The sequence below is a fragment of the Citrobacter sp. wls717 genome, from assembly GCF_005280955.1.
GTDB classification, from domain to species: domain Bacteria; phylum Pseudomonadota; class Gammaproteobacteria; order Enterobacterales; family Enterobacteriaceae; genus Citrobacter; species Citrobacter werkmanii.
The window spans coordinates 1-302 of sequence record NZ_SZWW01000050.1; the positions used below are offsets into that span (position 1 = coordinate 1).

1 protein-coding gene is annotated in these 302 nt (G+C 35.8%); it reads right to left on the reverse strand.

Going from position 1 to position 302, the window contains the following annotated elements; all coding sequences use genetic code 11:
- Positions 1 to 302: DDE-type integrase/transposase/recombinase (locus FDX09_RS19595; RefSeq protein WP_137347739.1), on the reverse strand; the 302-nt coding region annotated here is incomplete at both ends.

A 302-nucleotide genomic window follows, 5' to 3' on the forward strand; every position in this document is an offset into this window, starting at 1 on the left:
TCAGAATGAAGAATAACAGCTTCTGGATAGTCTTGTGATTTAATGGCCTTATTTAAAGTTCTTTGCACTAATTCTACAGTCATTCGCTTGCCCAAATCCCAAGCAATGACTTTTTTAGTATAACGATCCATAATGGTTGAGAGATAAGCCCATCCTTGTTGAGTAGGAATATAAGTAATGTCGGTTGACCAAACCTTATTCTTCTTTGTAGGTTCAGTCTGTATGAGATTTTTTCGATTGATGTGATCACTTAGTGAGTATCCAGGCTTAAATTTCTTAATGACTACAGACTTGAGTTGAAG